This window comes from Thermococcus sp. LS1 (genome assembly GCF_012027395.1).
Classification (GTDB): domain Archaea; phylum Methanobacteriota_B; class Thermococci; order Thermococcales; family Thermococcaceae; genus Thermococcus.
Map to the genome: position 1 here is coordinate 303,075 of NZ_SNUJ01000001.1, position 14,884 is coordinate 317,958.

The following is a 14,884-nucleotide window of genomic DNA, read 5'->3' on the forward strand; positions in this document are numbered from 1 at the left end:
TAACTGTTAAGTTCTCGACAAAGAACAACCCTTATATTTTCCCTCTTCCTCAGCTTTTCAGGTGAGATAGAATGAGGTCAGTGGTTATAGGCTCTGGAATCGGCGGACTGCTAACCGCATCATTCCTGGCTAAAAACGGCTACGAAGTTACTGTTCTTGAAAAAGCACCCTACATCGGGGGAAGATGCACAAACCTAAACTACAAGGGCTTTGGCCTCTCAACCGGAGCGTTCCACATGATACCCCACGGCGAAGATGGCCCTCTGGCCCATCTCCTTAAGCTCCTCGGTGCAGATGTTCAAATCGTGAACTCCAATCCCAAGGGCGTGATTTTCTATGAGGGTAGGACCTTTCACTACCGTGAGGGCTGGAAATACCTTAGCCTCACTGAGAAGGCTAAAGCAACAAAGCTCCTGCTTGACATCAAGCGCGAAAAGCTGCCTCGGGGAGAAGAAGCCGAGATGAGCGGCCGCGAGTGGATACGCGAAAGGGTTGGCGACAATGAGTTCGTTGACCTCTTCATCAAAAGCTTCCTCGGCTGGGCCGACAGCGTTCTGGACGTTCCAGCGATAGAGCTTGCCAAGGAGATAAAGGCCGCTTTGAGATGGGGCGGGCCTGGCTTAGTCAAGGGCGGCTGTAAGTCAATACCTGAGGCCCTCTCCGCGATAATCCGCATGAACGGCGGAAGGATACTCACAAAGAAGAAGGCGGTCGAGGTTGACCACGAGGCCAAGAAGGTAATCACCGCCGACAACGAAGAGCTTACCTACGACGTGCTCATCTCCAACGTCGGGATAAAGGAGACGGTAAGCCTCATCGGCAGGGATGCCTTCGATAGGGACTACCTCAAGCGTGTCGATGAATTAAAGCCCAGCGAGGGAATAAAGTACAACATTACCCTGAAGGGCGGGCCGAGGATAGGCAACACGGTGGTTTTCACCCTCGACACGGAAAGAATAAACGGCTACAACGAGCCGAGCTCGATAAGTCCAGAGCTCGCTAAAGAGGGCTACACCCTGATAATGCTCCACCACGCTTTGCAGAGCAGGAACGTGAAGGCCGAGCAGAAGAAGGGCATCAATGATATTTACAGGATATTCCCAGACATTGATAATGAGGGGGAAATTCTGCTGATTCAGACCTACCTCGACGGAAACCCCGTGAACCGCGTAGCGAGTGGCCAGCTCGTCGAAGACTTCCCGATAAGAGATATTTACGTCGTCGGCGACGCCTACAAGATGCCAGGCGGAATAGAGGTTGACGGCATAGCCCTGGGAGTCATGAGGGTTCTAGAAAAGCTCGGCCTCGGAAGCTTCTCTGAGTGGTATCTCTGAATTTCCTACCCATTTACCGAAACGCTTTTTTACAATTCCTCCGTACTGTGAAACGTGGTGGACCATGGAGAAGCTCTCCGCCCTTTTGATTATCATGCTCTTCTCATCGATGTGGCCAACCGGAACGAGCCCACCCACCGGCGACGCCCAGGATTTTGCCCTCAAGCTCCTCGGCACGGAGTACTACACGAACTCAAGCTCCCTCGGTGGGCTCCTCAACTTCACTATTGATGAGCTCTCGGAGTTCGCCTCGAAGAATGTCACCGACGATGCCCAGTACAGAGACCTGATGAAGTTCCTGGCAGGGATGAACACCTACGAGAGCACGAGGATAGCTCTCATTGAGACGAAGGATTACTATATCGCGAGCAAAGACCTTGAAGGGGTCATGTACGACCCGTTCACCGGCCTCGACAAGAGATGGGCACCGATGACCGCCAAGACCAGCGATGAGAACCTCGATGTAGCGTTCTTCGTCGGCACCTGCGGTATCTATCAGCCCCTCAACCCGGTTTACGGGTTCGAGTTCGACAGGTGGAAGTTCCTCAGCAGGGTCTTTGACCAGGGGACTTACCTCCTCAACGGCACCTACGTTCCCTACAGGTGCAACTGGACGATAGAAGAGACTCCAGCGGTATCTATCAGCCCCTCAACCCGGTTTACGGGTTCGAGTTCGACAGGTGGAAGTTCCTCAGCAGGGTCTTTGACCAGGGGACTTACCTCCTCAACGGCACCTACGTTCCCTACAGGTGCAACTGGACGATAGAAGAGACTCCAGGCAAGGTTCCGGAAGACGCGGTGGTCTACAACCAAACCCTCGGATGGATCAACCCCCATGCCGGTGAAGACTACGCCGTCGCGATAACGTACCGGTGCGGCTTTGGGGAATGGCACAACGGGATAAAAAGAAGCATCGAGGACACCAAGAACTTCATCGCGTTCCTCTACACCTGGGCCTACCGCGACTTTCCGGGGGATCCGTACTACGAGAAGAAAATCGCGACGGACGAGACGGTTTTCCCCAATGTTCTCGGCTTCAGGTTCGACGAGAAGGGCTACACAATCTACCTGAAAAGCAGGGGACCGCTCGTAAGCGACCTGCTCGCGGAGAAGTACCTCTTCTACCCTTCGATGCCGTGGGAGCTCTACTGGGCGATGGGAGAGCTTGTGGCAAACGAGTACCACTACCAAATCTGGGGAACCAACTACACCTTCATCCCGAAGCACGGGAGTTCCCTCTACGGAAGGGAGGAAATGCCGATAGACCTTGCGACTGAAGAAACCCTTCGTGACCTCTCAGACGTCATCGAGGCGATACTGGAAGGGAATGCACCGGAATTCCCAGGGATAAACTGGAGCTTGGCCAGTGAGAGGTTCAGGGCAGACCTGGATTTCTACCACCGCTACGGCCACATGCTTTTAGGGAACGGGCCGTACGTCTTCACGGAACTCGACGCCCTGGATATGATATACCGCCTTGAGAAGTTCAAGGGTGAAAGGGAAGTTCTTGGAAAACTCCTGCCAGCCGAGGGCACGCCAGAGGTTATGGTTTGCTACGGAAGGCAGAACCCCAGCGCGGTTATCAGGGATGTCCTCAACGGGGACCTCGACCTCTTCATGGACCCCCTACCGGCCAGCTACTATCGCGATCTCAAGTGGTATGAGGAAAAGGGCAGACTCAAGCTCTACCCCAAGGCGAAGAACCGCTACGGACTCGTTCTCAATCCAGCCCACAACGGAAGCGCTCCCCTCGTGGTGGAGGGCGATAAAGTCTACTTCAACCCCTTCGCAGTGAGAGAGGTTCGCCTCGCACTCAACTACCTCGTCAACAGGAGCTATCTTACCGAGGAGATTCCCTGGTCGGTCCCTGCCTTCGACAACCTCGGGCCGGTTCACCCCGGCGAGAAAAACGTGAGGAGAGTTTACGAGCTCCTTAACCTGAGTGAAGAGGGGAACTGGAGCTACGGAATGCGGCTGTTTGAGGAGGGTATGGAGAAGGTCAGGCTCCAGCTGGAGGAGGAAAATCACACTCTCGAAAGGGTCAACGGGACGTGGTACTTCGATGGCGAACCGGTGGAGATAATCCTCGTGGTTGACAACACGTACCGGTACAACCCAATGGACGAGAGCCCGTGGATAGGCCAATACATCAGTAAAATCTTCAGGGAACTGGGGTTCGGGGTGAAGTGGGAGTACTGGGACATCTACAAGGCCTACTACGAAATCTACAAGAAAGGGACGTTCTGGCACGGCTACATAATCCGCTTCTGGGGAACAACACCCCACTGGACTTCGAAGCCCATATTTGAGCCCCGGCACTTCCTCAACCTAACCACCAACATCACCCTCTCAGAGTTCCTGAACTACCTCGCAGAAATCAATGGCTTTGTCCCGAAGGAGCGGGAGGATGAGGACTTTACCTTTGCCAAGTTCTCCCACCTTTTCCCGAACCTTTTTCCAGTGAACAGGGCTGGCTCCTAACGAACGTTTTTATTCTCCTGAGCGTAGATAAGCATCCCGGAGGTGAGACTTATGAAGAGGGTAGTCATAGCTCTCGGCGGGAACGCGATTCTTCAGCGAGGTCAAAAGGGCACTTACGAGGAGCAGATGAGCAATGTTATGAAAACTGCCAAGCAGATAGTCGATATAATCCTCGATGGCGATTATGAGGTTGTAATCACCCATGGAAACGGCCCCCAGGTCGGTGCCCTTCTCCTCCATATGGATGCTGGGCAGCAGCTTCACGGCATCCCAGCCCAGCCCATGGACGTTGCCGGAGCGATGACTCAGGGCCAGATAGGATACATGATCCAGCAGGCGATAAGAAACGAGCTGAAGAGGAGGGGCGTTGAGCGACCAGTTGCGACTATAGTCACCCAGACGCTCGTTGACAAAAACGACCCGGCTTTCCAGAACCCGAGCAAGCCGGTCGGCCCGTTCTACGACGAGGAGACGGCAAAGAGGCTCGCGAAGGAGAAGGGCTGGGTCGTGATTGAGGACTCCGGCAGGGGCTGGAGGCGCGTTGTGCCGAGTCCGGATCCAATAGGTCACGTCGAGGCCCCAGTGATTCAGGATCTAGTTGAGAAGGGATTCATAGTCATAGCCAGCGGCGGCGGTGGCGTTCCCGTTATCGAGGAGGACGGAATGCTCAAGGGAGTTGAGGCCGTCATAGACAAAGACCTTGCCGGAGAGAAGCTCGCAGAAGAGGTAAACGCCGACATCTTCATGATTCTAACCGACGTGAACGGTGCGGCGATAAACTACGGAAAGCCCGACGAGAGGTGGCTCGAGAAAGTCACCGTCGAAGAGCTCAAGCGCTACTATAATGAGGGCCACTTCAAGAAGGGCAGCATGGGGCCAAAGGTTCTCGCCGCCATACGTTTTGTCGAATGGGGCGGCGAGAGGGCGGTTATAGCCGCGCTGGATAAGGCCGTGGAAGCGCTCGAAGGCAAAACCGGGACTCAGGTCATAAAGGGCTGAACCAAAGCCTATAAATATCTCTTCTTCCCTCCTCATTTGGTGGTAGCATGAGCGACGCGACTACCGGATTCTTCGGCTCACTCCTGTGGTGGCTGTTCTTCCTCTACCTGCTCCTCTGGCCCCAGATGCAGTACAGGGGGCTGCAGATGGCAAGGGCGAGAATACTACAGAGGCTCTCCAAAAAACGCGGCTCAACGGTCATAACAATGATCCACAGACAGGAGAGCGTTGGACTCTTCGGAATCCCCTTCTACAAGTTCATCAGCATCGAGGACAGCGAGGAAATTCTCAGGGCCATCAGGATGGCGCCGAAGGACAAGCCAATTGACCTGATAATTCACACTCCAGGAGGCCTCGTGCTGGCAGCAACCCAGATAGCGAGAGCTCTAAAGGATCACCCGGCGGAGACAAGAGTCATAGTACCCCACTACGCAATGAGCGGCGGAACGCTCATAGCGCTCGCGGCGGACAAAATAATAATGGATCCACACGCGGTTCTCGGACCGGTTGACCCACAGCTTGGCCAGTACCCAGGACCGAGCATAGTTCGGGCCGTCGAGAAGAAGGGCGTCGACAAGGTCGACGACCAGACGTTAATCCTGGCGGACGTTGCCGAGAAGGCCATAAAGCAGGTCAGAGACCTTGTCTTCGATCTCCTGAAAGACCGCTACGGCGAGGAGAAGGCTAAAGAACTTGCCCAGATACTGACCGAGGGCAGGTGGACTCACGACTACCCGATAACCTACGAGACCGCTAAGGAGCTCGGTCTCCACGTCGAGACTGGCGTTCCTGAGGAAGTGTACGCCCTCATGGAGCTCTACAAGCAGCCAATGAAGCAGAGAGGCACAGTCGAGTTTATGCCGTACACTCCTAGGGGTGAGAACCCCTGAAGGCTTCATTTTTCATTTACTTCCACCCATTTTTGGACCAACCACAAAGTTTCAGCCAAAAAGTTTTTATTTACTCTCGCCGTTCACCTACCAGATGTTTGGAGTAAGCTCACGGGCTGTTCTAAAAAGAGGGAAGGGGAAGAGAGATGCAAGTGAAAGTGGACCCAGAGGAAATTAAGAGGATCAAGAGGGAGATTGAGGCCCTGGAAAAAGAGAGAAACGAGATAAGGGCCAAACTTGAGGAGCTCGAAAAAGAGCTTCAAATCTGGATTCAGAAACGGGATGAGAAGAATAACGAGGTAAAACAGCTCCGCCAAAAGGGCAGGGAGTATAAAGCCAAAAGAGATGAAATCAATCAGCAGATTCAGGAGCTGAAGAAGAACCGCGAGGAGATCAACGCGAAGCTTGACCTCCTCTATCAGGAGATACTCGAGTACAGGACCAAGAGGGACGAGTACAACCAGCTCAGAAGGCTTAAGATGCCGCCCGAGAAGATACAGGAGCGCATAGAGAAGCTCGAATGGGAGCTCCAGACCAACCCGAACATAACCCCAGAGCGCGAGAAGCAAATCGTCGACCAGATTCAGGTTCTCGCAACCGAGCTCGAGATAATCCAGCAGGCCGAGAGGTTCCACAACAAGCTCGTCGAGACCAGGAAGAAGGTCGACCAGCTCAAGAAGGCAAGGAGAGCCATCAGCATGGAGATCCAGAAGCTCGCCAACCAGAGCCAGCAGTTCCACGAGCAGATGATAAAGGCCTTCAACCAGGCTGACGAGGTCAAGAAGGAGGCCGACGAGTACCATCAGAAGGTCGTCGAGCTCCGCGAAAAGATCAGGGAAGTCAGGAAGGAGCTCCGCGAGATCGAGAGGAAGATAAGGGAGTACGACGAGAAGCACAAGGAGCTCATTGCCTACAGGCTCGTCGCCAGGATGCGCGCCAAGAAGGACGCCAGCTTCGAGAAGGCAGTTGAGGCACTCGAGAAGTTCAAGCGCGGCGAGAAGCTCACGCTGGACGAGCTGCTGCTCCTCCAGAGGTACAACCTCGTCTGAGGCCTGACCATGGAGGTACTCAGGCACGAAGGGCCTGGAAGGCTGGGCCTCGTAAGGCTGGGGGAGTACTCCTTCAGAACTCCAGCTTTGGCAGGGATAGATTTTACTATCTCCCCGTTCAATTCCTTCTTCCACCCCAAAGAGCCGGGTGATTATGACTTCAACCTTGCCCCGGCAATACCTCTCGGCTTCTACACGCCGGACGAGGTTATCCAGAAGGCCATAGGAAGGCTCTGGAGCATAAATTATGAAGGATTCAACGCGTTCTATCTGCCTGCACTCCGCCGGATGGAATACCTCCCCGAGTTCTTCAAAATAATCGAGCGCTATGGCTTTGAGGCAGTCTACCTCGGCAACTCAAAGATTCTGGTCAGGGAGTACCGCTACTTCGTGAGAATTTTAAGGGAACTCCGCGAGAGGTTTCCGAACATCATGATAATTGCCGATTTGGAGCCATTCTTCTATCCGCTGGCAGTTTACCTCGGTGTTGATGCCTTTGACACCCGCTCGCTCAAGCTCTACGACTTTGAGGGCAAGGCCTTCACTCAGTACAGCCCCTTCATCTGGAGGGAAGGCGAGAACTCTCTTGACTTCGCCCGTGAGACAATCCTTCTCGTCAGAAAGGCCCTCGAAGAAGGAAAGCTCCGCTATCTGGTTGAGAACTTCTTCCCGACGCAGTACAACGCTGGCATTCTCAGAATAGCCGACCTAGAGCACGGCGATTACCTCGAAAAATACACGCCGATCCAGAAGGAGACGGTCTACTTCATCAGCGACGCCTCGATAAGGAGACCTGAAGTGAAGCGCTGGCACTCCCGCGTGGTTGAGCGCTTCGTCCCGCCGGAAAACACCGAGCTACTTCTCCTCTTCCCCTGCTCGGCCAAGAAGCCCTATTCATTCTCGCGCTCCCACACGCTCTACCGCAAAGCTGTGAAAGAGGCGCTCGGCTCTGGCATTGCCAAAGTCCACGAGCTTATCCTTACCTCACCCTTCGGCGTCGTCCCGAGAGAGTGGGAGTGGCTGGCTAAGTACGACATAGTCGTCACCGGCCACTGGAGTGAGGAAGAGATTAAACCAGCGGCAGAACTCCTCGCGAAGACGCTGGAGAAGTACCCGAAGGACGTTCCGATAATAGCTCACCTCGACGAGGCCTACGTCGAGATAGCCAAGATAGCCGCTGAAATGACAGGCAGGGAGATAATCTTCACCCGTGTTGAGAACGGGACCACGAGCAAGGAGAGTCTCAGGTCACTGACTGAAACCCTCAGGGAGTTCAAGCTTGAGGGAACCAAGGAGGATAGGACATACCGCTACTTCGAGGGCATAAGGAAGGTCTTTGACTTCTATTTTGGTATTGGCGCTGGAGAAGCCGTCCTGCCGGATAAAGGCCAGGTTAAGGGCTCCAAGATGCTTCGCCTCTTCGTCGACGGCCAGCAGACGGGAACTTACAAGGACGGCGTGATAAGCGTGACGCCCTTCGGCATGCAGAGGATTTATGATGCAACCAAGTCCTACTGGGTGAAGATAGACTTCGACCTTCGCGGTGATGTCTTCGCAGTGGGTGTTGGCGAAGCCGATGAGAAAATCCGCCCGGACGATATAGTGGGTATCGTCAGGGACGAGAAGGTCGTCGGTGTCGGCAAGGCCGTCCTCAGTGGCGAGGAGATGGTCAGGGCTAAGAAGGGCGTTGCCGTGAAGGTAAGGAAGAGGGCATAGCTATGAGGAGGGCCATTGGACTGCTTTTCTTAGCCCTGGCAGTTCTCGCCCCTCTTCCTCAGGCTTCTGCAGGGTACAACGGGGCCGAAAAGCTGGAGTTTGATGTGGTCGTCATCTCAGGCGATTCAGCTATCCTTTCGGTGACTTACACAACGTACTCCCCCTCCATGAGCGGTTCGCTCGTCCCCACCGTCTGTTGTCTGAGCTTCAACTTCTACGCCAACTCCAGCGGGACATACCTAATAGACGAATCATGGGAGAAGCCAGTGGTTCACTGGTACAGGGGTTTCTACTACGTCTTCATCACCCCAACAATCGGAAACAACTCACTTGAAGTCTTCCGTCTGGGGGAGGACTGCTTTGAGAGGGTCACCACGATAAGGCCGGAGATTGAGGACTATCAGATGGACTTCGCCATCGCGATGCCCTACCTCGTGGTCAGGGTTGCGCCGTGGAAGCTCGTGGCGATAAACATCGCCAAGAACGTGACGGTCGATACGCTGGACCTGACCAGAGCGGAGAACGGAGCCTACTTCAAGGGCGTGACCATCGTTAAGGAGGGGAGCAGAACCCGCCTCGTCGGGGATAACCCGGAAAGTCCACCATCCCCCCTTAAGCCGGACCTGCGGGACGGAAACCTTATCGTAGCCCTGGGCAGGGGGAAGGTTTCCATACCCCTGGAAAGGCTCAGACCCTACCTCTGGAGCGAGGAGGAGGCGGAACATATCAGAGTTTACCCGCTGGAAAGTGGCATTTTGATGATCCCTCCCGATGTGATGCACTATTTCGCGCCCGATGCGAACTCCACCGGCGAGCTCCTCATCTTTGGGAACGAGAAAGTCCCTGTGCGTTCGATTTCAGCGGTTTACGTCATCCACTACAACGGGACTTTGAAGGCGTTCAAGCTTGGAGAGCCCGCGGGCAGCGGGTTCATTGTGAATGCCGAGAACGTGTCGTTCAGAGCCTGTCATCCCCCGGAGACGCATGAAGTCGCCTTCTGGACTGCCGTCATTCTCCTGGCCGTCATAGGGTTCGTGGGGTTCTTCGTGGTGAAGAAATGAGAGAAAACGCTAAAAAGCCCACCTAATATTCTCAAACATGCCCAAGCACTTCAAGAAGGGCGTCAAGAGGGAGCACCACTTTCTCAAAGGCCTTGAAAAGCTCCTCGAAGAGATAGCTCAGATTCCCGGAGTTAAGAAGGTGATCCCAGGCAGGATATATGCGAGTGACTCAAGGGGCTTCGAGATAAAGGTCTCGCGGGAAACGACCACCGGGTTGAAGCTGATAGCGAAGAGCGATGGATCAGTTCAGGATGTCTTTCTTGTCGTTGACAAGGCTGACAGGGAGAGAGTCTGGAAGGAAATCGAGAAGCTGAGTGATGAGTGGAAAAATTAAAAATAACGGCTTCAACTCATCCAATGTACACCAGCTTAGCATTTATAGTAACATCCTTAGATGAAATCAGCGAGAATGTGTTGTCGAGCACTAGATAGTAGGTACCACCACCATAGAGATTAACAGTAGTATACACCTTTGTCACTTGACCACTATTGTACACTACTCTTCCATTCGAATCGACAATTTTGACAATAATGTCATCTCCGGAGCCTCCTTTAGCCTCAAACTCCAATTTAACCCTGACATCACTGGCATCATAAGGGACACTAAAACTGAATTTTCGTGTAGTTCCAGGATCCACAGTATATGTGCCACTAGCTATAGTTATAGTCCTCTCATGAGGCACAGCTTCTTGAACCGTCTCTGGAGCAAAAGCCATCAAACCCAAAAGTACTATCACTATAATGCCTATCACAGCTCCTACTCCAATTAGGAGTTTTTTCGTCTGCACCATGGTACCACCCACATTACTATGACTATTTAGTTTAAAAAAGTTTCCACAATAATACAAAGTAGTAATGATCTAGTGACAGAGAACAAAAGAACATACAAGCGGACAGAAAAATAGTCCAAAGCCTATTAAATCTCTCCCTTCCCCTCGAAAAACGCCTCCAGCTCCTCGTCGCTGATGTCTTCAGCATCATCGATGTATCCAAGATTTTTCTTCTGAAGGTCTATCAGCCCGGGAGTTAGAAGGAGCTTTCCGTCCAGCTTCGGTATCGCATAGTGCAGCGTTATCTCACTGAATTCGTCGAGCTTTATCGTCGGGTTCTCCTCGTACTCAATCTCCTCCAGCTTTTTACCGTCTGCTATGAGCTTGGCAACTATCGAAGCGCCATCTATGGAGTACTGCGGCTTTCCTATGTGGCGAACCTTCACTCCCTCCATGCGCGAGGTTATGAATTCCTTCGTCCTTCCGCGGGGCACGGCATCGCCGAGGATTCCACCGACTACTATCATGGTGTCCTCGTCGATGTCCTCGGGCTTGAGCTCCTCCTCGGCCTGGAGGTCAAGGACAATAATTTTCGAGCGGTCAAAGGGAAACTTTGTAACGCTCTCCGTGATGACGTTCCCGAGCTTTGCCAACCTCTCGCGCTCATCCTCGCGAACGTTGGTGAATATCAGCCTGTCTCCCCACCACTTCGCAACGTGGCTGTACTCCAGCCAGAGCCAGTCACTTATCTCTTCAAGATGCTCGATGATCAGGTACGGCATTCCTCTCACCGAGGGGGCTAAGGCCGAGCCTCTTAAAAGCCTTGCTTGTAGGCAAGAATGTCCAGCAACGGTTTTAAGCACAAAAACTCCAGCAAATCCCATGAGCTTTCGGGAGAAGTACGCCAGACTTGGGGAACGCTATAACTTCCTCGAAAAACCCCTCGACAGGTTCTTCTGCCCGCTGAGACAAAAGGCCATAAGCTTTGTTAAGGGAAAAACTCTTGAGATAGGCGTCGGCGTTGGCAAGACCCTTCCCTATTACCCTCCCAACGTCGAGCTCCATGCAGTCGACGCCGTGCCTGAGATGGTCAAGATAGCAGAGAAGAAGGCCAGAGAACTCGGTCTGAACGCCCGATTTTATGTCATGGACGCTGAAAAACTGGAGTTTCCAAGCGAAAGTTTCGATACTGTGATTTCATCCTTTGTCTTCTGCACTGTGCCGAATCCAGAAAAGGCTATGAAAGAGATTTACCGAGTCTTAAAGCCCGGCGGCAGGGCAATATTTTTGGAACACACGAAGAGCGAGTGTGAGCTCTTAAACTGGCTGTTTTTAAAGCCTCTGGACCTCTTCCTCGGCTGGCTCATAGAGGACAACACTCTAAGGGAGACGCACAAGCTCGTTAGAAAATACTTTAAAGTCGAGCACGAGGAAAGCAACTACAGGGGCATAGTCAGGCTCATAGTGGCAAGAAAAGAACGGTCCTCAAGGTAAAGCTTTTAAATTCCGGGTTGCTTATTATTAACCGCGCGGTGGTAGTCTAGCCTGGTCTAGGACACCGGCCTCCCAAGCCGGTGACCCGGGTTCAAATCCCGGCCACCGCACCATCCTTCTTAGCTGTTATTGCAACAGCGTCGATTCTTCAATCCTCGGTTCTCCCGACATTAGTCGAATTGCAGTTGCACCTTTCTAGTTCATTCTTGGCAAAATAAAAAATTCATATCCAAAAAATCAAGTTAAAACCTGAATAGATTCAAGACTTGATATTACATATAGCAAAGGTTATATAATTGAATCTCATATCATTGGAAGATTAAGTGTGATGCCCAAGGGGTGATACCATGAAAAAAGTCCAAGCTGCGTTCTTGATGATGTTTTTATTGTTTGCAGTCATGCCTGCAAGGTACGGGCTGCTCAGTGCACAGCCGCTCTATGCGGAAGTGTGGGTCAATGACGATGCTCCTGCTGACTGGTATGGAGGCAACCACGTCGCCACACTGCAAGAAGCCGTCTCTCTCGTTGCTGAAAACGGGATAATCCACGTTCTTCCTGGAGAATACTACGAAGATGAACCGATCGAGATCTCCAAACCTGTAACAATAATTGGCTACGAGTTCCCAATAATTGATGGTATCATAGATATACAGAACACCCAGAACATTCTCATCACCGGCCTTAACTTCACGAGTACAGACATCTGGTACGCGATTTACCTCTACAACGTTACCAACGTCGTTATAAAAGGAAACCAGTTCGGTCCCCTAGACGATGGATACGGAGTGTATTCTGAGTACGTGCAGAACCTAGAGATAATGGATAATGTGTTCCTTGAGAACTATGAGGCCGCGGTCTATGCTGAGTACGTATGGGGCCTCACCATTGAGGGGAACGAGTTCGTAGAAAACGGAGAGAGCGACTACGGGGCAATCTACATGTATGAGACCAGCATGGCGACCATAAGGGGAAACGCCTTCTCAAACAACTATTACCAAGACATCTACATAGATTGGGCCGTTTCGTTTTTGGTCATAGAGAACAACACCTTCATCGCGAATCCTGACTACAATGACTACTGCATTTACGCCTATTCTCTCACGGAAACGACGATCAGGAACAACGTAATCTCGGGGTATGAGTTTGGGATTTACATCTACTACTCGGCCAACAACGTGATAGATGGAAACCTTATTACCAACAGCGTTTCGAGAGGAATCTACGTTGGATGGTCCAGCAACCACCTTATCAAGTACAACGTAATTGAGAACACGACAGGCTCCTATGAGCCTCTGGGAGCGTACCTGTACTACTCAGACTACTCCAAGTTCGAAGGGAACTACATCAAAAACGCCAATCACTCTGGAGTCAGAATGGAATATATAAAGAATGTTACCCTCTTTGAGATACCTTCCGTTGATTATCAATGGCTGGAACTAGACCCCGCAGACGCCGACGTTGTAATAACCGGCGACGACCACGATATTTACTATGACACAGGCGATTATTACGCACTACCCTTCACGTTCCCGTTCTTCGGGAGGAACATAACGGCCATAGACGTCAACACCAATGGATTAATAGAACTCCTGGAGAACGGGGAGAGCTGCAACGAGTGCGATGACTACAACACCCACATAGACAAAGACCATTTCGGTCACATGGATGCAATATTTGCCCTCAACGATGACCTAGCTGCAGTCGGCGACGGATACGTTGCCATATACAACCTCACGGACAGGGTTGTCATTGACTACTACGTTATAACATACCCTGACTGGGACTATTATGGATTTATTTCGGACTGGAGCGGCGACTTCAACATCACGGACTACTACCTCCGCTTCCAGGTGATACTCTATGAAGATGGCAGGGTAAGGTGGAACATAAAGGACTTCAAGCCCCTGATGAACTACGGTGACTACTGGGTCGGGGTATATGCCCAGGAGGAGAATATGGAAGGAGTTGCCAGCGACCTCCTCTACGGATTTAACCTTGGAGGCGGGAAGTCCTATGAGTTCTCCGGTTCCTCCGGAGAGCCCATGAAGAACGACGTTGTTTCGTACAACATCATCGAAAACGGAACCTACCGGGGCATCTACGTCAGGGAGTCCGGTAGCGTTCTGATAAAGGGCAACGACATCTCAAAGTTCGGAGACAGTATACTGCTTATGGGCTCAACAAACGTGGATATCCTGGGCAACTACATACACGATTCAGAGTACGGGATATCCTCCCAGAGCAGCGACATGGTGGAAATCCACCACAACAGCATAACGGGCAACGACGTTGGTGTCTATAACCCATTGGAACCCTGGATCAATGCAACCCTCAACTGGTGGGGAGCCCCAGATGGACCGAGTGCCATAGAGGGAGCCACCTACACGGGTACAACCCCCACGGGAAGCGGGGACAGCGTCAGCGATTACGTTTACTTTGACCCCTGGCTAACCACGGATCCGGGCCTCGCGGCCAAAATTGAGTTCTCATCCCTTCGCGTTACCCCAACGTCAGTAAATCCGGGGGATCCGGTTACGGTCTCAGCCATGGTAGAGAACGTCGGCACGCTCCTTGGAGAGTACACTGCGGAACTGAAGATCGACGGAACCGTTACTGAGGTATCGACCGGGCTCGTTATTCCAGGAGATTTAATCGATGTCGTCTTCACACCGGTGTTCAACGAGAAGGGAACTTACGAGGTCACAATAGACGGTCTCCCACCAATCAAAGTCTACATTGGCGTCGAATCCAGACTCGCGACCTATAATGCCCTCTACCAGATGGCAATAATCTGGACGAACCTGTTCTTCGCGGCCAGCGATGACTTCAACGAGCTTTACCTCCAAGCCCAGGAAAGCGGAGTGGACAATGAGACCCTCTCTCTTGCAATGGAGACCTACGAGAACGCCACAGAAGTGATCCTCCACGCCTGGAACGAGGAAGACTTGGAGCACCTGCGCAGAACACTTTGGAACATGAGGGGAGTGATTCCGAGGGTTTACGAGATAAGGGATGCTTACCTAAAAGTCAAAGAGGCAATCTCAATACTTGAGTCGGCCATGAGTTGATGCCCTTTCCTTTATTTATTGG

12 protein-coding genes and 1 tRNA gene are annotated in these 14,884 nt (G+C 52.3%); 11 read left to right on the top strand and 2 right to left on the bottom strand.

The window, feature by feature from the left end; all coding sequences use genetic code 11:
- Positions 1-71 precede the first annotated feature (71 nt).
- The 8 genes from E3E26_RS01675 to E3E26_RS01710 all read left to right on the top strand — a co-directional run bounded on the left by E3E26_RS01675 (position 72) and on the right by E3E26_RS01710 (position 9,864).
- Entirely contained in the window at positions 72-1,334 is a 1,263-nt protein-coding gene (locus E3E26_RS01675; RefSeq protein WP_167899627.1) for an NAD(P)/FAD-dependent oxidoreductase, read from the top strand.
- A 603-nt stretch (positions 1,335-1,937) separates the two neighbouring features.
- On the top strand, positions 1,938-3,815 hold the full coding sequence (locus E3E26_RS01680; protein WP_167899628.1) for a hypothetical protein: 1,878 nt from the start codon (positions 1,938-1,940) through the stop codon (positions 3,813-3,815).
- A 51-nt stretch (positions 3,816-3,866) separates the two neighbouring features.
- The gene (gene arcC / locus E3E26_RS01685; RefSeq protein ID WP_167899629.1) at positions 3,867-4,814 is read left to right on the top strand and encodes a carbamate kinase; all 948 of its coding nucleotides are present in this window, start codon (positions 3,867-3,869) and stop codon (positions 4,812-4,814) included.
- 47 nt (positions 4,815-4,861) lie between these two features.
- Positions 4,862-5,704, top strand: coding sequence for an ATP-dependent Clp protease proteolytic subunit (locus E3E26_RS01690; protein WP_167899630.1), 843 nt, complete (start codon positions 4,862-4,864; stop codon positions 5,702-5,704).
- Positions 5,705-5,850: 146 nt separating this feature from the next.
- Positions 5,851-6,753 (top strand): coiled-coil protein, encoded by a 903-nt coding sequence (locus tag E3E26_RS01695; protein WP_167899631.1) that lies wholly within the window; start codon positions 5,851-5,853, stop codon positions 6,751-6,753.
- Between the two features lie 9 nt (positions 6,754-6,762).
- A complete protein-coding gene (arcS, locus tag E3E26_RS01700; RefSeq protein ID WP_167899632.1) occupies positions 6,763-8,469 on the top strand; it encodes an archaeosine synthase subunit alpha in 1,707 nt (568 codons plus the stop codon).
- Between the two features lie 2 nt (positions 8,470-8,471).
- Entirely contained in the window at positions 8,472-9,530 is a 1,059-nt protein-coding gene (locus E3E26_RS01705; RefSeq protein WP_167899633.1) for a hypothetical protein, read from the top strand.
- 37 nt (positions 9,531-9,567) lie between these two features.
- Complete coding sequence (locus tag E3E26_RS01710; protein ID WP_167899634.1) at positions 9,568-9,864, top strand: DUF2103 domain-containing protein; 297 nt, start codon at positions 9,568-9,570, stop codon at positions 9,862-9,864.
- 16 nt (positions 9,865-9,880) lie between these two features.
- On the opposite strand, the gene E3E26_RS01715 is transcribed toward E3E26_RS01710, so the two are convergent.
- Positions 9,881-10,321 carry an emp24/gp25L/p24 family protein gene (locus E3E26_RS01715; RefSeq protein ID WP_048055101.1) on the bottom strand — a complete coding sequence of 147 codons (441 nt, stop codon included), beginning with the start codon at positions 10,319-10,321 and terminating at the stop codon, positions 9,881-9,883.
- Between the two features lie 125 nt (positions 10,322-10,446).
- Entirely contained in the window at positions 10,447-11,082 is a 636-nt protein-coding gene (locus tag E3E26_RS01720) for a hypothetical protein (protein WP_167900098.1), read from the bottom strand.
- A 100-nt stretch (positions 11,083-11,182) separates the two neighbouring features.
- On the opposite strand from E3E26_RS01720, the gene E3E26_RS01725 reads away from it, so the two are divergent.
- The 3 genes from E3E26_RS01725 (at position 11,183) to E3E26_RS01735 (ending at position 14,862) form a co-directional block, all read left to right on the top strand.
- Positions 11,183-11,794 (top strand): class I SAM-dependent methyltransferase, encoded by a 612-nt coding sequence (locus E3E26_RS01725; protein ID WP_167899635.1) that lies wholly within the window; start codon positions 11,183-11,185, stop codon positions 11,792-11,794.
- Between the two features lie 35 nt (positions 11,795-11,829).
- Positions 11,830-11,907, top strand: a tRNA-Gly gene (locus tag E3E26_RS01730).
- A gap of 234 nt (positions 11,908-12,141) precedes the next feature.
- Positions 12,142-14,862 carry a right-handed parallel beta-helix repeat-containing protein gene (locus E3E26_RS01735; protein WP_167899636.1) on the top strand — a complete coding sequence of 907 codons (2,721 nt, stop codon included), beginning with the start codon at positions 12,142-12,144 and terminating at the stop codon, positions 14,860-14,862.
- The last annotated feature ends 22 nt before the right edge of the window (positions 14,863-14,884 follow it).